The sequence below is a fragment of the Clostridium chromiireducens genome (assembly GCF_002029255.1).
Classification (GTDB): domain Bacteria; phylum Bacillota; class Clostridia; order Clostridiales; family Clostridiaceae; genus Clostridium; species Clostridium chromiireducens.
Genome location: NZ_MZGT01000011.1, coordinates 79,439 through 98,643 on the forward strand (window position 1 = coordinate 79,439; position 19,205 = coordinate 98,643).

Here is a 19,205-nt window from a genome sequence, read left to right on the forward strand (position 1 = left end):
CGATAAAATTTTTTGAAAAAGATATAAAAACAATAAAATAAACTGTATTTATAAAAAATATTGAAAAAATTTTTTCTGAAATATATGATGGACTTAAGACAATGGTTTACTTTTACAAACCAGATATATTTTAGACAAAGAAGTCAAATTTCACCGTCTAAGATGTATCTGGTTTTTTTATTTTATATAAAGTGAAAGTTGGTTCAGGTGGGGATTTATCCCCAGTTGAATCCTAGTTGAACCAATACCCTTAGGGAATACAATGTCCAGGAGGGTGCAGCCGTTATCTCCTGCTTAAATAAGTGGGAGTGTTACAGATGCTAGCTATCGAATAAAATTTAGGAGGCAGATATATATGGAGAATTTGGGATATTATAATGGGAAGTACGGTTTATTAGAAGAAATGACAATACCTATGAATGATCGTGTATGTTATTTTGGCGATGGAGTTTATGATGCTACCTATAGTAGAAATTATGTGATTTTTGCATTGGACGAGCACATTGAACGTTTTTTTAATAGCGCTGGTCTATTAAAGATAAAAATTCCTTATACAAAGGAACAAGTAAAAGAAATTATAAAAGATATGGTGAAGAAAGTAGATTCAGGAGAACAGTTTGTTTATTGGCAGGTAACAAGAGGAACTGCAATGCGTAATCATGCCTTTCCAGGAGATGAAGTTCCAGCAAACTTGTGGATTATGTTAAAGCCTTTAAAAATCAAGGATATGTCACAAAAAATAAAACTAATCACCTTAGAAGATACGAGATTCTTACACTGTAATATTAAAACATTAAATCTATTACCAAGTGTAATGGCGGCTCAAAAAACCGAGGAAGCAGGATGCCAGGAAGCCGTATTTCATAGAGGCACAAGAGTGACAGAGTGCGCTCATAGTAATGTATCGATTCTAAAAGATGGTATTTTAAAAACTGCACCAGCAGATAATTTGATATTACCTGGGATTGCAAGGGCTCATCTCATCAAAATGTGTAAGCTATTTAGTATTCCCGTTGACGAAACAGCATTCACATTAAAAGAATTGATGGAAGCAGATGAAGTTATAGTTACTAGTTCTGGTCAATTTTGTATAACTGCTTGTGAAATAGATGGAAAGCCCGTAGGAGGAAAGGCTCCAGAGATTGTAAAGAAATTACAGGATGCGCTATTAGTAGAATTTTTAGAAGAAACAAAGGCAGAGTAGGAGGCATCATATGAATCAAGAAGAATTAACAATATTTAATTTGGGAGAAAATCTAGATAATTTAATGAATTTAGATCCAAGAGGATATGGGGTATGCCGAATTTTATATTCTGCTTCGAGGGAATATACAAAGGAACCTCTAACTACGAATGCTGCAAAAAAGTTAGTGAATACATTAAAAGAAGGAGATTTGGTTTATATAATGACTGGATTTGTACTGCTTCCGTTTAAGAAGGCTGAAATGGATGGCATTGTGAGCTCTATTCTTTTAGCAAGATCTTTAATTAAGGCTTTTAATGTAAAACCAGTTATTATATGTCCTGAAGACAATATGGAGGCTGTTAAAAATCTAGCCCAGGTAATGGGATTGCATTTCTATGATAGTATAGAAGAATTAAATGAATATCCCATATCCATATCAGCTGTAGCATTTACAAAAGATGTGAATGAGGCTGAAAAACAGGCTGATGAAATTATATCTAAGGGATTACCAGGTGCAGTTATCAGTATTGAATGTCCTGGGGCTAATTCTGTTGGTACCTATCATAATGCTGTAGGCTTAGATGTTACTGAATTAGAAGCAAAGCAAGATATTCTATTTACTAAATTACAGGATAAAGGCGTTCTTAATATAGCAATAGGAGATCTTGGAAATGAAATAGGTATGGGGACTATTAAAGAGCATTTGGAAGAATATATTCCATATGCAGCTGAAGGAAAATGTAATTGCGGATGTAATGGAGGAATTGCAGTGGACACAAAAGCAGATAATATTATAACTGCTACTGTCTCAGACTGGGGATGCTATGGATTAATTGCAGCAATTGCTTATCTTAGGAAAGATTTAGATATACTACATACAAAAGAATTACAAGAAGAAGCAATGGTGGTTGCATCAAGAAGTGGAATGATAGATATGTATGGATGGCTAGTACCTGCTATAGATGGTTTTGGTTTATCTCTAAATCTTTCAATGGTTAATTTAATGAGAGAATGTGTATCGTATGCTATCAAATTAGAAAAGACATGTGCCACATGGTTTGAAAAGGTCATTGAATTAGGTTTCTATGAAAATGTTATGTAAAGAATCTAAAGGATGGAGGAAGAAAGCATGAATTATTCAGAAATGAAACCTAGTGAGGTTCGTAAATTAATACGTGAAGGTAAGATTACAGGTCCAACTTCAGGAATGTGCGCAGGATATGCTCAAGCTAATTTAGTTATTTTACCAAAGGATTTGGCTTATGAATTTCTTTTATTTACTCAAAGGAATCCAAAATCTTGCCCTATATTAGAAGTTAGTGATGTAGGAAGCAGAAATCTAAAGTATATTGCAGAGGATGCTGATATTGCTAGGGATATTCCTAAATATAGGGTATATGAAGATGGTATATTAACTGGTGAATATACCAGTATAGAGCATCTATGGAGAGATGATTTTGTAAGTTTTTTTATAGGCTGCAGCTTTTCTTTTGAATCAGAACTTTTAGAGGCTGGTGTACCCGTTAGGCATATAGAGGAGAGCTGTAACGTTCCTATGTTTGTAACTAATATAGAATGCGAGCCAGCAGGAATATTTAATGGAAAAATGGTTGTGAGTATGAGACCTATTCCTAATAATCAAGTCGTAAAGTCAGTAATGGTAACAGGTTCTATGCCAAGGGTTCATGGGGCTCCAATTCATATAGGTGATCCTTCTGTTATTGGTATATCAAATATCAATAAGCCTGATTTTGGTGACTGTGTTAAAATAAAGGAAGGAGAAGTGCCAGTGTTTTGGGCTTGTGGAGTTACGCCACAATCAGTAGTTATGAATGTTAAACCTAAAATCGTAATTACACATTCTCCAGGGCATATGCTCATAACAGATACTAAAAATATAGACTTGAAATTTTGAGAGGAGGACACTTATGTATAAGGTAGATTTAAATTGTGATTTAGGAGAAAGCTTCGGAAATTATAAACTTGGTTTAGATGAAGAAGTGATTTCGTATATATCTTCAGCTAATGTAGCATGTGGATTTCATGCGTCAGATCCATTAGTAATGGCTCATACAGTTAAATTAGCCAAAGAATCTGGAGTATGTATTGGAGCACATCCAGGATTTCCTGACTTAGTGGGGTTTGGAAGGAGAAACATAAATGTCTCGCCAAAGGAAGCTAAGGCCATGGTGCAATATCAAATTGGTGCGTTAGATGCTTTTTGCACAGCTGCAGGAATTAAAATGTGTCATGTAAAGCCACATGGTGCTTTATATAATATGGCAGGAAAAGATTTGAAACTTGCCGAGGCTATTTGTGAAGGAATATTTGAAATTAATCCTGAATTAATTTTACTCGCCTTATCAGGAAGTGAAATGGTAAGTGCCGCACAAAGTATAGGATTAAAGGTAGCACGAGAGGCTTTTGCCGATCGTGCTTATGAGGAAGATGGTTCTTTAGTTGCAAGAACCAAAGAGGGAGCGATGATTACAGATGAAGATGTTGCTATTAATAGAGTTATCAAAATGGTAAAAGAAAATAAGGTAGAGGCAATTACAGGAAAAGATATACCTATTAAAGTAGATTCAATATGTGTTCATGGAGATGGAGAGAAGGCTTTAGAGTTTGTAAAAAAAATTAAGGCAAGATTAGAATCGGAAGGTATAAAAATTCTTCCATTAAATGAAGTGATTTAAGTTTCATATGGCTTACTATATATATTCTAAAGAATATTAGAATATATATTCTGAAGAGTATTAACCTATAAAAAAGTGCATTATGACAATTGAAAAATACGTTTTATATAAAGAAGGCTTGTGGTTATGGAAAGATATCTTAGAACTTATGCTGAAATAGATTTGGGTGCTGTTTTAGACAATATAAATGAAATTAAAAAACGAGTAGAAAAAAACACCAAAGTAATGGCAGTAATCAAAGCAGATGGATATGGACATGGTGCTGCCGCCTTAGGAAATTTTTTAAAAACTGAGGTGGATTATTATGGAGTTGCTACAATAGAAGAAGCATTAGAGCTGCGTTATGAAGGGATAGAATTGCCCATATTAATTTTGGGGTATACATCACCAAGTCAGTATACAGACTTAGTAAAAAATGATATTACTCAAACGATATATACTTTGGAAATGGCTAAGGAAATATCAAAAGTGGGGGAAGCATGCGGAAAGCAAGCTAAAATTCATATTGCGCTAGATACAGGAATGACTAGAATTGGTCTTGATGTAGATGAAATAGGTATTTCAGTGGTTGAGAAAATTTCGACTTTACCTAATTTGTTGATTGAAGGTTTATTTACTCATTTTGCGACTGCAGATGAGAAGGAGAAAAGTTATAGTAAATTACAAATGGATAGGTATGATAATTTTGTAAAGTTGCTAGAAAGAAGAGAAATACATATTCCCATTAAGCATATGTGTAATAGCGCCGGAATTATTGAGTTTGATCATCACCGATTTGATATGGTACGAGCAGGAATAATTATTTATGGGCTTTATCCATCTGAAGAGGTTGATAAAAATGCTGTTAAAATTAAGCCGGCATTAGCTTGGAGAACTCATGTAATAAATGTGAAATCTGTAGATGAAGGGCATGGAGTAAGTTATGGAAAAACTTTTATTACTAGAAGTAAAACCAAGATAGCTACTCTTTCGGTGGGATATGCTGATGGATATCCAAGAGCTCTATCATCAAAGGGAAGAGTATTAATTCATGGTGAGTATGCTCCGATTATAGGAAGAATTTGCATGGATCAAATGATGATTGATGTTACACATATAAATGATGTGGAGATTGAAGATGAAGTAACGTTAGTAGGAAAAGATGGCGATAATATTATTTCAGTTGAAGAATTAGCTGGTATGGCTGGGAGCTTTAATTATGAATTTGTCTGTGGTATAGGAAAAAGAGTTCCGAGAATGTATAGATAAATCATGTATAGCTCAGACTTATGTAGTTACTTACCGAAATTATAAATATTTTTGCTCCCAAAACTATAAAAATATCGTTGAAGGCTCTAAGCAGCAGGGTGTATCCACTTTAGCATGTTCCAACTTTTAGTTTGACAAGCTAAAGTGGAACAGCCTACTTGGAAACTCGATTCACATCTAGATAAATTTTTGAAATATGAATATAATAGTAGAAAACTTTTGGGGGGTAAACATAGATATGGAAAAGGGTGGATTTAAAACTGAAATTTCACAAATAAATGAATTTTCAGCTTTAGTTGGATTTGGTAATGAAATTGGTGAAGAGATAAATAAGAAAATTAGGGCTTTTTGTTCATATATAGATGAACATCCTTTTGAGGGTCTAATAGAATATGTTCCTTATTTCACAAGTGTTTCTATAATTTATGAACCTTTAAAAATAGACAATAATTTTCCTTTTGAAAAAGTAAAGACTATTCTAGAAGATATGGTATCTAATATTAACATCGCAAGTATTGAGGAAGAAAATATTGTTGAAATTCCAGTTTGTTATGGTGGTGAGTTTGGACCAGATATTGAACATGTTGCCAAAATAAATAATCTTAATGTAGATGAAGTTATAAAAATTCACTCAGAAGGAAAGTATTTGGTTTACATGATTGGTTTTGCTCCAGGCTTTCCATACTTAGGAGGGATGTCTAAAAAAATAGTCACACCAAGACGTGAATCGCCAAGAACGGCAATACCAGCTGGATCAGTTGGTATTGCCGGAATGCAGACAGGTGTTTACCCAATAGAAACTCCAGGTGGGTGGCAACTTATAGGAAGGACTCCTATAAAACTATTTGATTTAAATGAAGAGCCCAAAAGTCTTTTAAAATCAGGAGATATAGCTAAATTTTATCCTATTTCTTATGATGAATACTTAAGGTTAAAGGAGGAAAAATAGTGAGTATTACTGTTTTAAATCCAGGGCTTCTTACTACTATTCAAGATTTAGGGAGAAGTGGATATCAAAAATATGGTGTTATTGTTAGTGGCGCTATGGACACATATGCAATGAGACTTTCCAATATTGTTATTGGAAACAAAGAAAATGAGGGCGTTCTCGAAATTACTATGGTTGGACCAGTCTTGCAGCTACAAAAAGGAATATTGTTTTCTATAGCGGGGGCAGATATTTCGCCTACCATTGAAGGTAAAGCAGTTCCTATGAATAGACCTATTTATATAAAGGAAGATTGCATACTTAAATTTGGTGCTTGCAAAAGTGGATGTCGTTCTTATTTGGCAGTAGCTGGTGGTTTTGATATTCCAATTGTCATGGATAGTAAAAGTACATATTTAAGAGCACAATTAGGTGGACTTGAAGGAAGAGCCTTGACAAAAAATGATGTAATCAATGTCGGTATAAAAAGTACAATTTCATCAAGAATAGCAAGCAAATTAATGGAAATTAAATGTGATGGAGATTTTATAGCAGCAAGTTGGCATGTAAAAGGCTATGCTAAGAAGAAGTGTGAAAATACAGTTATTAGAGTGTTTGAAGATAGACAGTTTAAGTATATTTCCTATGAAAGTATAAATAAATTTTTTTGCTCAGAGTTTAATATAGATACAAAATCTGATAGAATGGGATATCGTTTATATGGCCCTAAAATTGAATTTAAAGAAAAGTTGGAAATGATATCTGAGGAAGTTTCTGTTGGAACTATTCAAATTCCCCCTGATGGAAATCCAATTATTCTTTTAGCTGATAAGCAAACAGCAGGAGGATATCCAAAAATAGCGCATGTAGCATCTGTTGATGTTCAAAAAATAGTTCAGCTTAAGCCTAATGAGAAAGTAACGTTTAAAAAAATTACTCTAAAAGATGCGGAGAAACTATATTTTCAAAGAGAAAAATATATAAGTGATATAAAAGAATCTATAAAATTGATAACTATTTAGTTAAATCACATATAATTTAGATTTATAATATAGGTAACTGAAAGAACATAAAGATTTATTCTAGAATATAGATTTTACTGACCACAAAATAGTGGTCAGTGAAAAGTATTGATAAAAAGCACTTTCTTCATTCAAGAAAGTGCTTTTTATTTGAGAATTCTTATGCAACTTGAGCGATTAGAATAAGTTTGAACATAAAGTAAAAAAAGACTGTCCTCTACACGAATGTATACATTTTTATGATATTTTAAGTTATTCCACACCCGCTTGTTTTATCTAAAACAAACTCATCCAATTTCTTACCGTTTAAACTAATAGCACACACCTTAATATAATCAACTTCTATATCTACAACTAAAAAATGGTATACTGCAATTGGAGCAACTACAATTCCGCGTTTACTTTTATATTTATCTCTAAGCTTTTCGCCACCACCACCAGTAATTACTTGAGTAACTTTTCTTTTATAGCAGTTATCTACATTACCAAAGGAATTATCAACTATTCTTCTTGAGTAGTTATGCTCGTGGCCTGAGAAGACTATATCTATACCACATTCATCAACTATTCTCCAAAAAGCATCCCTATATTCTGGATATAAATCTAGACAATGGCCAAGATGGGCGCCAGTAGGAAAGGCTGGGGAATGAATAAAAACAAGTTTATTCTTTATGCATTTAGAAGCTGCTTCTTTAAACCAACTAAGTTGATCTTCACTAATTTTATGAGTTGAACCAAAGTGGAAGGCATTAAGAATTATAAGCCTTGTATCCTCGAAATCCTTATAATAAACAGTTTTATTATAACCCTCCAGATGAGAGTCGGGAGTTAAGTCGTTATAAATTTGGCTGAGGACTTTTTCAAATTTATCATCTATAGGTTCTATATTAACTTCATGATTGCCTACTATTGGAAGTAATAGTTTGTTGGGATGATATTTCTCAACTATGTTTCGGAATCTACTTAACTGTGAGGTTAGAATTTCTTCTTTGTTGCTGCCTGCAACTGTATCTCCACACATTACAATAAATTGTGGAGATGGTTCTATTTTAGAGCTTTCGTTCATTATTTTTTTTAGCACTTTTTCATTTATCCCACTTTTTTCTTTACCTTTAGAGTCACCAAAAACTATAAATCTCATTGTATACGCTCCTCAAAAAATATTATAAAATATCTAATAATAATTCATCCCTTTTTATTTAACCATTTCTTATAGAGTTCAGGTTTATTGCATTTAACAAAGTTTAAAAAATCTTTTTTGTATCCTAAATCGGCTAAACCTTTAATAATTAAAGAAGGATATATGACTTTCTTTTTCATTGCTCTTGCAGTATCAATGAGCTTAATTCCATTTGAAGGAGTTAGAAAAATATGAAATGGTGCGGCATCTAAGCGTCTATATCCTACTGAATCCATGGCTTCATAAAGTTCGATAATTTCAAGTGAAATGCTGTCAGTAAGAGGAGTGGATAATAAGAATTTATCTAATTCTATTCCATTAATGTACTCACGTATTATATAGTTCTCACCAAAGGTGTAGAGCTTAGGAAAATGTGAATCCATTTGTGCCATTGCTAAAGTCTCTATTTCATCTGCACATATTTGCTCTTTTTTAAAGATCTTTATACACTTTTGTGAATCAATTTTATATACTTTACCTTGTGTACCTGACCCTAGAAATTCAAGATTATCTATATCTAAACCAGAGTGTTTCTTAATAATAATCACCTTATCAATAAATTAGTGTCAATATTAGCATATGACTAAAAGGTGATTTTGCTATATTAAAATTTGTAGGTCGTGTGAATTTATAGATTATATGTATATATCTAGTCATAATACTGAGAAACTATAATAAAATATTATCAGCATGCAATTTATCCGATAGTTAGCGTCTGCAACACTCCCTCTTCTTAAAGGGAGCGGTAACTGATATACACTCTTGGATGAGGCATCCCTTGAGGGCACATTGTGACCCTTATGGTTATAAGTTCAACTAAAATTCAGATGGATAAAAAAACATACCTGAATCAAGTGTCACTTGATACTATATTTTTATGGAAGGGAGGAATTTTATGATTTATAACATTCTAATTGGAGGAGCTGCAGGGCTGGGCATGGAGACTATTTCATCCATATTAGAAAAAGTTCTAAAAAGAAAAGGCTTTGAAATATTTACTATACAAGATTATATGTCAAGAGTAAGAGGTGGGCATAATTTTTTCCAAATACGTTTTGGAAATGAGGAAATAAATTCTCATTGGGATGAGATTGATGGGATAATTGCTTTAGATAAAGAAACAATAGATTTGCATTTAGGTAGATTGAAAGAAAATGGTTTTATCATTTCAGATGAGCAAGTTAAGATTGAAGATAAAAGATTTCTTGGTCTTCCTCTTAAAGCTACATCTAAAAATATTGGAAATTCTAAAGTATACGGAAGTGTAGCACTAGGTGCTTGCATAAAGTTATTTGACATTGATTTAAGCGGTGTTAAGGTAGTGCTCTCAGAGAAGTTTAAAGATGAGATTGCAAATAAAAACTTTAGTGCATTTGAAGAAGGATACAAGCTCGTTACACCTAAATATCAAATTCAGCCTAAGAGCAAAGACAGCAGTGTTTTGCTTGGAGGAAATGATGCTATTGCCCTTGGTGCCCTTGCCGCAGGATGTAAGTTTTACTCCGCATATCCTATGACACCATCAACTAGTATAATGAATTACCTAGCATCAAAAATGAATGAAGCAGAAGTTGTTGTTGAGCAGGCTGAGGATGAAATTGCTTCAATAAATATGGCTATCGGAGCTTCTTATGCAGGGGTTAGGGCTATGACAGGATCATCAGGAGGTGGATTTGCACTGATGGTTGAAGCTGTAGGCTTATCTGGTATGCTTGAGGTGCCTCTTGTAATAGCAGAAATACAAAGACCAGGACCTACCACGGGATTGCCAACAAGAACAGAACAGGCAGATTTAAGATTTGTTATTTCTTCATCACCAGGAGAAATTCCTAAAATGGTAATAGCACTAAGAGATCCTGAAGATGCATTTTATCAGACAATAAGAGCCTTTAATATTGCAGATAAATACCAAATACCTGTTATTATACTTGGAGATCAATTTTTAGCAGACAGCATAAGAACCATAAAACCATTCGATTTTGATAAAATTAAGGTAGAGAGATGTTTACATGATGATGAATATATTAATATTAAGGATTATAAGCGTTATGAAATAACAAAGACAGGTATTTCCCCACGTATAACTCCAGGCAAAATACCAGGTCTAACAGTACTGGTGGACAGTGATGAGCATGATGAATACGGTCATATAACTGAATCTGCAGAAGTACGAAATGAAATGAATGATAAAAGACTTAGGAAGATGGAATACTTAAAAGAGGAACTTTTAGAACCAGAATTAATAGGAGAAGAAAATGCAGATACTTTATTGTTGGCATGGGGATCGTTATATAGCCCAGTCAAGGAAGCTGTAAAACTTCTAAATGAACGTTCGGGAAAAAATAAATATTGCTCATTAATATTTGGAGATATATGGCCTTTACCAGATAAAGAGCTCAATAAGTATGCTAAAAAGGTAAAAAGTATAATAAATATAGAACAAAATGCTACTGGCCAATTAGCAGGTCTTATAAGGGAATGCACTGGTATTGAATGTAATAGCAGCATCTTAAAATATGATGGAAGACCTATTTCATCTCAGGAAATATATAATAAGTTAACTGGAGGTGAGCAATAATGGATAAGGAGATATTCTTAACATCAGAAACAGCTTGGTGTCCGGGTTGCGGAGATCATAATATTCTTGATGCTCTTAAGCAATCACTTATAGATTTGGGAAAAGCACCACACGAAGTCCTTATTGTCGGAGGGATAGGCCAAGCAGCGAAAACGCCACAGTATATAAATACTAATGGATTCTGCGGTCTACATGGGAGATCGTTGCCACCGGCAGTTGCAGCAAAAATTGTGAATAAAGAATTAACTGTCATAATAAATACTGGTGAAGGTGACTGTTATGGTGAAGGTGGAAATCACTTTATTCATAACATTAGACGTAACGTTGATATAACACAATTTGTTCACGATAACCAAATATATGGATTAACAAAAGGGCAAGCTTCACCTACGACTGACATAGGACATGTAACAGATGTTCAACCTAATGGATCAAATAATATTCCAATGAATCCTGTGGCTTTAGCAATAACGCTTGGTGCTGGTTTTGTTGCAAGAGCATTTAGTGGAGATAAAGAACATTTAAAAGAAATTATGATTGAGGCTATTAAACACAAAGGATATGCCATTGTTGATATCTTACAGCCATGTATATCATTCAACAAAATTAATACATTCCAATGGTATAACAAAAGAGTTTATAAGCTAGGAAAGGAATACAATCCGAGTGATAAATTAAAAGCTATTGAAAAATCTATGGAGTGGGGAGATAAAATTCCTTTAGGAATTTTATATAAGGAAGAAAAGTCTGATTTTCATGATAAAGTTAGTTTCTTAAAAGACAATAAATCGCTTGTAGAGAGTGAAGTTAAAACAATTAAAATTAAGGAATTTATGAAAGATTTTATTTAGTATAGAAGAATGCTTAAAATAATAAAAATTAGTTATTAATCTTAATGGAGAACCTGCTATGCATAATTTATGTATAGCAGGTTTTCTAGGTGAGAAAATATTAATTTTTGTTTATTTTGAACAAAAACACGAACGATTAAAGAAGAAATCTTAAAAAAATACACAAAAATATTAAAATACTATTGATTTATGTCGCAAATTATTGTAGGATTATGTATGTAAAATAAAGCTCTATATATTGCATGAAAAATATATTACATGATATATGTGTTTTGCTGAATTTTCGGTAAAAATGAAAAATATAGAAAGTAGTATTTTTACACGTTATATATAAAAAATGAAATTTTACCCGTATATGCTTAGAAATAAGGTCTAAGCGTCTCTACCGGACTACCGTAAATTGTCTGACTATGGGTGTTTATAGATGCTTGATTATCTGTAAACCCCTTTGTAATAACACAAAGGGGTTTATATTTTTGAAAGGTATCTTTAAATTCTTGTTATTATTTTTCATATTTTTTCATTGTTGGTGCAACATACTAACAAAGATATTATTTTAGAGTAGAGAATATTATTTATTTGTTTAACTCAAAAATAGGAGGAATTATTGTGGACAATGTTTCAAAAAAATCGGTAAAAACAACGGAGGAGAATGGTATGTTAGAAAAAATATTTCATCTATCAAAAAACAAAACAACTGTAAAAACAGAAATATTAGCAGGTATAACAACTTTTTTAACTATGGCGTATATCTTAGTGGTAAATCCAAGTATTTTAAGTCAATCAGGTATGGACATAAAAGCAGTATTTACAGCAACAGCTTTAGCTTCTTGTATTGGAACTATAATTATGGCCCTTGTTGCTAATTATCCATTTGGTATGGCACCAGGTATGGGATTAAATGCATTTTTTACATTTACAATTTGTTTAACAATGAAGTTTTCATGGCAAACAGCTTTAGCTGCTTCATTAATTGAAGGTCTTATATTTTTAGCTCTTAATTTATTTAAAATAAGACAAATGATTATTGATAGTGTTCCACAAACTTTAAAGTATGCAATTAGTATAGGTATTGGTTTCTTTATAGCTTTTATCGGATTACAAGATGCAGGTATAATTGTTGCTAATCAAGCTACATTAGTAGGTTTAGCAAGTTTAAAAAGTGTTACAGTTATATTAGCCTTTTTTGGGGTAGTATTAATAGCTGTACTATATCATAAAAATATAAAAGGTTCATTCATTATTGGAATGTTCTCTGTTTACATACTTGGAGTAGTATTTGGAGTGGCACAATTACCAAGTGGAATAGTATCACTTCCACCATCAGTTGCGCCAGTATTCATGCAATTTGATTTTAAGAGTGCAATGGTTATAGGAATAATTCCAGCAATTATGACTATGCTATTTATAGATATATTTGATAGTATCGGTACGTTAATAGGTTTAGCTTCAAAAGCAGGATATTTAGATGAACAAGGGAATGTAAAAAATGCAGATAAAGTTTTAACTGCAGATGCTGTTGGTTCAACAATAGGTGCATGTTTAGGAACATCTACACCAGTTGCGTTTATAGAATCAGCTGCAGGTATTGCAGAAGGTGGAAGAACTGGATTAGCTGGTTTAACAATCGCTGGAATGTTCTTCTTATCATTATTCTTTTCACCAATTTTAACTGCTATACCAGGCTTTGCTTCAGGACCAGTTCTAATTGTTTTAGGATTATTAATGATGGAACCAATAACAAAAATAGATTTTTCAGATTTCACTGAAGGATTACCTGTATTCCTTACATTAATATTAACACTATTAACATATTCAATTACAGATGGTTTAGCATTTGGATTCATATCATATGTGTTAATAAAATTATTCACAGGTAAATCAAAAGATATCCCTACACCGATGTATGTTATTTCAATTTTGTTTATTATAATGTTCGCGATTTAATACAAATTAGAGTTGAAAATTATTAACTATACTTCATAGTGGTATGAAACCACTATGAAGTATTTTTTGGTTTGATTACATTGGAATTAAATTTTATTGAATAAGAAATTATTAGGTAATAAATAATAGTATAATAATGTTATAATTATTATGTGAAATATATGGAAAGATAGGAGTAGTTAAGATGAATATTGATATTTTAAAAAATTATGCAGAACTTATAGTTAAGACAGGAATAAACTTACAAGATAAACAACAATTACTCATTAATTCACCAATTGAGTGTGCTGAATTTGCTAGAATAATAGCTGAAAAGGCTTATGAAGCAGGTGCTATAAATGTCATAGTAGAGTATAATGATGAAGAGCTTGCTTTAATAAAATATAATAAAGCTCCAATTGAAAGCTTTGAAAAGGAACCAACTTATGTTGCATTATCAAGAGAGGAGCTTATAAGGGAAAAAACTGCATTTATAAGTATATCAGCTCGAGATCCAGAACTGTTAAGTGGTGTAGATCCGAATAAAATCTCTACTTTAGCTAAGACCACAAGTAAGACAATGAGAAAAGTTAGTTCATCTATGATGAGTAATGAAGTTCAGTGGTGTGTTGTTTCTATACCTACAAAAGGATGGGCTAAAAAAGTATTTCCTGATGTATCAGAAGCAGAAGCAGTGGAAAAACTTTGGAATTCGATATTCAGCATAGTAAGAGTTGACAAGGAGTCACCAGTTTCTGAGTGGAATGAACATCTAGAAAATCTTAAGAAGAGAAAAGATTATTTGAATGAAAAAAACTTTAAATATCTTCATTATAAATCAGAGGGGACAGACTTAACTGTAGAGCTGCCAGAGGGGCATCTATGGCTAAGTGGTGAAGAGAGTACTAAAGATGGTATTACCTTTGTAGCAAACATACCAACTGAAGAAGTATTTACCCTTCCAAAGAAGGATGGGGTAAATGGATATGTTACAAGTAAAAAGCCATTAAATTATGGTGGAAATGTTATAGATAACTTTAAGCTGACATTTAAAGATGGAAAAATAATTGATTTTAATGCTGAAAAGGGAGAAGAAATTTTAAAAGGACTTTTAGATACTGATGAAGGTGCAAGGTACTTAGGAGAGGTTGCATTAGTAGGTCATGATTCACCAATATCAAATTCAGGATTAATATTTTTTAATACATTATTTGATGAAAATGCATCTTGCCATTTTGCTTTTGGAAAAGCATATCCAAGTTGCTTAAAAGATAGTGACAATATGTCAGAAGAAGAACTTTTATCAAAAGGCGTGAATGATTCATTAACTCACGTTGATTTCATGATAGGTTCAGCAGAACTTGAAATAATAGGTGAAACTATTGGCGGAGATAAAATTCAAGTGTTTAAAAATGGTGATTGGGTTATATAATCCATAACCTAAATTTGAAATGTAAAAGAGAAGTAATATATAAGGATATTGAGTAGCTAACTGAATTTGTTAGCATTCAATATCTTTTTTTGAAATAGGTAATATTTTTTATTAAGATAAATTAGATATACTGACGAAGAGAAGACCGATGATTAAAACCTATAATAACATTAATTGACGAAGAGCACGTAAAAAAGTATAATGGTAATTAAATGCAAGTATTACAGAAAAGGGAGAATTTATGTTATGGTAAAGTGTAAAAATCTTTTTGAAAATAAAAATATTGAGGTAATAGAATCTAAAGGTGATGTAAAGGTTATTGAGTATAAGAAAGATTTGAGTGTGAATACTACAAGTGCAATGACAGCCTATTTTGCTTCGGAAATGAATGTTAGAAGAAGGCAAGTTCTAATTGAATTAAACGGAAACGCGTATACTATTAGTGCTGGAGCAATGCAATGGACAGCAGGAGCAGTTAGCATGGGCGCGGATGTCAAAGGATTTGGTGATTTACTTGGTAAAGCTCTATCTTCTAAAGTAACAAAAGAATCCGCAATAAAACCTAAATATCAAGGGAATGGGTTGTTAATGTTAGAGCCTACATATAAGCATATTTTACTTGAAGAAGTTTCAGAATGGGATGGAATGGTTTTAGATGACGGATTATTTCTTGCTTGCGATTCAAGAATTCAGCAAAAAGTTGTAGCTAGAACAAATCTTTCCTCAGCAGTACTTGGAAAAGAAGGATTATTTAACTTATGCCTCAAAGGTCAAGGGATAGCAGTATTAGAAAGTCCGGTTCCAAGAGATGAGCTTATAGAATTTGTGCTGGAAAATGATGAGGTAAGAATTGATGGAAATTTTGCTATTGCGTGGTCTAATTCTTTAGAATTTAGAGTTGAAAAATCAGGCAAAAGTTTAATTGGATCAGCTGTTTCAGGTGAAGGATTTGTGAATGTATATAGGGGAACCGGAAAGATACTTATGGCTCCAATAGCGTAAAGAACCTGAATAAAACAAAAAATAAAAATAAGAATTGATAATAAATAAATATCAATTCTTATTTTTATTATTTTTATCTGTTCTATGCATGTCTAAAAATTAATAATTATTCTCAATATTTATATTACATAGTGAGAATAAATTTTTATTGACATAATACACTATTGGCAAATTTAAGAGTTAATAGTTGTTGAAGCTTTTATTCATAATCAGATAATGATAATTCTGATTATCTTTTTACTTTCGTGCCAAAAGTTTGATCCCACATATTCAAAGCTTCCATAAAAGTAGATGTATCTAATTGTGTTGAAGTTGGAAGCGTTTGTATAGAAGTCTCATAAGATTGCCTTATAGCTGGTTTAACTTTATCTTGACTTTCTTTAGGAGCCATATCAAGGGTAACATCCTTAACTGAAGGGCCTGGATAAAAATAGCCGCTATCATATGTTATTGCCTGCATTTTTGGTGTCATAAGCCATTCCATTAGTTTTAAAATAGCATTTTTTTGTTCGTCGCTAAGTCCTTTTGGAATAGCCATGTATTGGGCATCGGCTACCAAGGTAGTATTGTTTAAAAAGAATCCTTGATAATTTTGTGGAATACCACCTATAATTCTTTGATTCATATCCCATCCTAATTGACTTGCTATAATTGATCTCTTACCATCCTTTAATTCTGTAAATGAAGTACCAGTCTTTGCTGGATAATAATCTATATATTGATCTAGTTCTTTAAGGAAAGCCCAAGTCTTGTCCCAAGTTTTAGGATCTTTAGGGTTTTTATCTCCTAAAATATAAGGTAATCCTTGAAGAAATATTCTTCCGGGTCCTGAGCTAGCTGGTCTTGCATATGTAAATTTACCTGGATTAGCTTTAACAAAAGCTAAAAGTTCTTCAGGAGTATTCGGTACATTTTGAACAGCGTCTGGGTTATAAGTAAAGAACGGACCGCTAGGGGAATATACATAAGTGATACCATAACCTTTTACTAAATCATATGTAGCTTTGGCACCAGCGCTATAATTACTTTCTAAATTAGGAAAGTTGTTTTCATAAGTTGGCATAATATTTTCAATAACATCTCTTTCTATGCACGTAGAAAGACCATCAATTCCAGTGAAAATTAAGCCGGTTTGCATATTTTCAGATAAAATTTGAGCTTTTAGTAAAGATGGTGCTTCTAAGGCAGTAGATTTTTTTACTACGACATCTCCGATTAAGCCAGGATTTTCAGCCTTAAATTGATCTATAGCGTCTCCAACTAACTGCATACTCCCTGAAATATCTATTATGTTTAATGTAATAGGTTGTGAAACTTTTGGAGTGTTTTTCAAACCACAACTTGTTAATATAGTTGTCATAAAAACTATCACAAGCGCGATATTTAAAGATTTCAACTTTTTCATAATTATCCTCCATTTTTATTTATAAAATGTTTTGCAATTTATTTTGAATAAAATATTTAAGTATAATATAGGAACTATGTATAAAAGAAACTATAATTTGAATTTATTTACTTCATTCATCATAGAATTTGTTAAGTTTGATAAAGTTTGTGCTGAATTCGCCACATCGTTAAATGATGAATTTATTTGCTGTACTGAAGCTGCTATTTCTTCTGCTGAAGCTGCATTTTCTTCTGATACTCCAGAAATATCTAAGGTTCTTGAAATTATAAGATCTTTTTCAACATTTATATCTTCAATAGATTTATTTATGCTATCTACTCGCGGTAGTATAGAATTAATAGCTTTAAATATCACAGCAAAAGATTTTATAGAATCTTCGATTAGTGTTGACTGATTGATTAAACTATCTTTACCTAAATCAGTAGTAGTAACTGCTACTTGGGCTTCTTTATTAATATTCGAAATTAAGCCACTTATATTGCTAGCAGATACTTTAGATTGTTCTGCTAATTTTCTGATTTCTTCAGCAACTACAGAAAATCCACGACCAACTTCTCCTGCTCGAGCGGATTCTATGGCAGCATTTAATGCTAATAAATCTGTTTGCTCGGCAATGGAATTAATAATAATTGTTATGTTATTTACTTCTTCTACGTGGTTGTCTAAATCAACGACTTTATTTCTTACAGTATCAAAAGATTCGTTTACATTTTTTATAGAATCAAATAAAAACTTCAATTTGGAATTACTATCTTCTGCCATAGTATTAATGTTATGTATATTCGAACTTACATCATTAATAGATGAAGTTATTTGATCTAATGAATCAGCAAACTTATCCAAGGAGGACTTTACATTTATTAAATCGTTAGATTGATCATTTGCAGCAGTAGCTACTTCTTGAACGGCTGCATTTATCTCTTGTGCAGATGAAGACATTTCATCTGAAGCCACTAATAAGTTATTTGCTTGCATATTTACAACATTCGTTGAAGTTTTTACTTCTTCAAGCATAAGTGAAATGTTTGAAATTGTCTTGTAAATTGACTTTTTCATTCTTCCAAACTCATTTTTAAAGGTGGTATTAATTTTTATACTGAAATCACCTTGTGCAACAGTATCCAAATCAGAAATAATTTCCTGCATAGATTTTCTTATGACTAAAACTATAATTGAAGAAACTGCTATCATTAAAATGAAACCGATTATAAAGGTTATAAAGAAAATGCCAGTACTTCTTGTATACAAATAGATATTATCATTTTGAAGATTATTAGCTGTATTTGAACTATACGTTACTAAATTATCAAGGAAAAGCTGCATTTCATTTCCGAGTTGGTTGAATTTTTCTAAGTCTATCCCATATAATTTATTACCTTTTTCAAGATCTTTAATTTGTGAATAATACTTATTAGAATCATTTTTAAATTCATTTAAATTATTTTTTTCTATGGAACCTAAAGATAAATTTTCATATGCGCCCACCATGTCGTTCATAGCTTTATAGTCGTTATCTATAGAAGCAACATCATCAGCATTAAAATCCGAAATAGAGATTCTATTAACATTTAATCTTATATTTGAGTACTTTTGTCTAATTTCCTCTGTTTTCATAATTTTTGTTAATGCACCATCATACATTAATGAGGAATTTTTGTTAATCGTTTTCATATTGCTATAACCAACAATAGCAATAGAGAAAGACACTATTGTAGATAAAATAACCATTAATATAATAAGATTAATAA

The 19,205-nt window shown here is 32.0% G+C and carries 16 protein-coding genes and 1 riboswitch; of the genes, 12 read left to right on the plus strand and 4 right to left on the minus strand.

Annotation, left to right across the window (positions count from 1 at the left end; all coding sequences use genetic code 11):
* Positions 1–355: 355 nt before the first annotated feature.
* The 7 genes from CLCHR_RS05480 to CLCHR_RS05510 all read left to right on the plus strand — a co-directional run bounded on the left by CLCHR_RS05480 (position 356) and on the right by CLCHR_RS05510 (position 7,080).
* Positions 356–1,204, plus strand: a complete 849-nt coding sequence (locus tag CLCHR_RS05480) for a D-amino acid aminotransferase (protein ID WP_079438694.1) — start codon at positions 356–358, stop codon at positions 1,202–1,204.
* 10 nt (positions 1,205–1,214) lie between these two features.
* Positions 1,215–2,288 carry a DUF4392 domain-containing protein gene (locus CLCHR_RS05485; RefSeq protein ID WP_079438695.1) on the plus strand — a complete coding sequence of 358 codons (1,074 nt, stop codon included), beginning with the start codon at positions 1,215–1,217 and terminating at the stop codon, positions 2,286–2,288.
* Between the two features lie 27 nt (positions 2,289–2,315).
* Complete coding sequence (locus CLCHR_RS05490) at positions 2,316–3,101, plus strand: putative hydro-lyase (protein ID WP_079438696.1); 786 nt, start codon at positions 2,316–2,318, stop codon at positions 3,099–3,101.
* Positions 3,102–3,114: 13 nt separating this feature from the next.
* Positions 3,115–3,882, plus strand: a complete 768-nt coding sequence (locus CLCHR_RS05495) for a LamB/YcsF family protein (protein WP_079438697.1) — start codon at positions 3,115–3,117, stop codon at positions 3,880–3,882.
* A gap of 126 nt (positions 3,883–4,008) precedes the next feature.
* A complete protein-coding gene (alr, locus tag CLCHR_RS05500) occupies positions 4,009–5,130 on the plus strand; it encodes an alanine racemase (protein ID WP_079438698.1) in 1,122 nt (373 codons plus the stop codon).
* A 238-nt stretch (positions 5,131–5,368) separates the two neighbouring features.
* Positions 5,369–6,079 (plus strand): 5-oxoprolinase subunit PxpB, encoded by a 711-nt coding sequence (pxpB, locus tag CLCHR_RS05505; protein WP_079438699.1) that lies wholly within the window; start codon positions 5,369–5,371, stop codon positions 6,077–6,079.
* Entirely contained in the window at positions 6,079–7,080 is a 1,002-nt protein-coding gene (locus CLCHR_RS05510) for a 5-oxoprolinase subunit C family protein (protein WP_079438700.1), read from the plus strand. The genes pxpB and CLCHR_RS05510 overlap by 1 nt, the downstream gene beginning before the upstream one ends.
* 247 nt (positions 7,081–7,327) lie before the next feature.
* Here the strand turns inward: CLCHR_RS05510 and CLCHR_RS05515 are convergent, their stop codons facing one another.
* Both CLCHR_RS05515 and CLCHR_RS05520 read right to left on the minus strand, forming a co-directional pair.
* Complete coding sequence (locus CLCHR_RS05515) at positions 7,328–8,221, minus strand: metallophosphoesterase family protein (RefSeq protein ID WP_079438701.1); 894 nt, start codon at positions 8,219–8,221, stop codon at positions 7,328–7,330.
* 44 nt (positions 8,222–8,265) lie between these two features.
* The gene (locus CLCHR_RS05520) at positions 8,266–8,808 is read right to left on the minus strand and encodes a hypothetical protein (protein ID WP_207652303.1); all 543 of its coding nucleotides are present in this window, start codon (positions 8,806–8,808) and stop codon (positions 8,266–8,268) included.
* Between the two features lie 347 nt (positions 8,809–9,155).
* Between CLCHR_RS05520 and CLCHR_RS05525 the strand changes: the two genes are divergently transcribed.
* The 5 genes from CLCHR_RS05525 (at position 9,156) to CLCHR_RS05545 (ending at position 16,049) form a co-directional block, all read left to right on the plus strand.
* Positions 9,156–10,838 (plus strand): 2-oxoacid:acceptor oxidoreductase subunit alpha, encoded by a 1,683-nt coding sequence (locus CLCHR_RS05525; RefSeq protein ID WP_079438702.1) that lies wholly within the window; start codon positions 9,156–9,158, stop codon positions 10,836–10,838.
* Positions 10,838–11,689 (plus strand): thiamine pyrophosphate-dependent enzyme, encoded by an 852-nt coding sequence (locus CLCHR_RS05530; protein WP_079438703.1) that lies wholly within the window; start codon positions 10,838–10,840, stop codon positions 11,687–11,689. Before CLCHR_RS05525 ends, CLCHR_RS05530 begins: the two co-directional genes overlap by 1 nt.
* A 329-nt stretch (positions 11,690–12,018) precedes the next feature.
* Positions 12,019–12,120, plus strand: a riboswitch (purine riboswitch).
* Positions 12,121–12,346: 226 nt separating this feature from the next.
* Positions 12,347–13,636, plus strand: a complete 1,290-nt coding sequence (locus CLCHR_RS05535) for an NCS2 family permease (protein WP_079438710.1) — start codon at positions 12,347–12,349, stop codon at positions 13,634–13,636.
* A 184-nt stretch (positions 13,637–13,820) separates the two neighbouring features.
* Positions 13,821–15,047, plus strand: a complete 1,227-nt coding sequence (locus CLCHR_RS05540; protein ID WP_079438704.1) for an aminopeptidase — start codon at positions 13,821–13,823, stop codon at positions 15,045–15,047.
* A gap of 246 nt (positions 15,048–15,293) precedes the next feature.
* On the plus strand, positions 15,294–16,049 hold the full coding sequence (locus tag CLCHR_RS05545) for an AIM24 family protein (RefSeq protein ID WP_079438705.1): 756 nt from the start codon (positions 15,294–15,296) through the stop codon (positions 16,047–16,049).
* A gap of 229 nt (positions 16,050–16,278) precedes the next feature.
* Here CLCHR_RS05545 and CLCHR_RS05550 read toward each other — a convergent pair whose 3' ends face one another.
* Together CLCHR_RS05550 and CLCHR_RS05555 are read right to left on the minus strand one after the other, a co-directional pair.
* Complete coding sequence (locus CLCHR_RS05550) at positions 16,279–17,454, minus strand: ABC transporter substrate-binding protein (RefSeq protein WP_079438706.1); 1,176 nt, start codon at positions 17,452–17,454, stop codon at positions 16,279–16,281.
* 90 nt (positions 17,455–17,544) lie between these two features.
* The gene (locus tag CLCHR_RS05555; protein ID WP_242965992.1) at positions 17,545–19,203 is read right to left on the minus strand and encodes a methyl-accepting chemotaxis protein; all 1,659 of its coding nucleotides are present in this window, start codon (positions 19,201–19,203) and stop codon (positions 17,545–17,547) included.
* Between the last annotated feature and the right edge of the window lie 2 nt (positions 19,204–19,205).